The following is a 602-nucleotide window of genomic DNA, read 5'->3' as shown; positions in this document are numbered from 1 at the left end:
GGCCAGGATGCCAGCTGGGGCGCCAAATTGATGCTGGAAGATGGTCTGTTCGACACCATCAAGCCCGATGCCGTCTTCGCCATTCATGTGATGCCCGGCCCCTCAGGCGAGCTGAGCTGGCGTACTGGCGCCACCACCGCGGCCAGCGACATGCTGAACATCAGCGTCACCGGCAGCCAAGGTCACGGTGGCATGCCATGGAATACCATCGACCCCATCGTCGCCTCCGCCCAGGTAGTCACCGGTGTGCAGACCGTGGTCAGCCGCAAGGCCAACCTGACCCGCTCACCCGCAGTCATCACCATCGGCACCATCAATGGTGGCACGGGACCGAACATCGTCCCGGAGACGGTAGATATGTCCGGCACCATTCGCACCTATGATCAGGGCGTCCGTGAAAAACTGCGTGATGACCTGACAGTGAGCGCCGAAAAGATTGCTGAAAGCGCCGGTGCCACTGCCAAGGTATCCATCGAACCGATGTACAGCACTACCGTCAACGATGCCGAACTCGTTGAGCAAATGGCGCCAGTGCTCGAGCGCGCCGCCGATGGCAAAGTGGCTACCGCTGAACTCCCTGGCGCGGCCGAAGACTTTTCCTT

General features: G+C 61.1%; 1 protein-coding gene. It reads left to right on the top strand.

Annotated features, from left to right (window positions below; genetic code table 11):
- The coding region (locus INT39_RS22360; RefSeq protein WP_193076154.1) for a M20/M25/M40 family metallo-hydrolase at positions 1-602 on the top strand (602 nt) is incomplete at both ends.

The organism is Pseudomonas sp. FME51, from assembly GCF_014897305.1.
The sequence above is the reverse complement of the archived record's forward strand: the minus strand, read 5'-3'. Positions and strand labels throughout refer to the sequence as shown.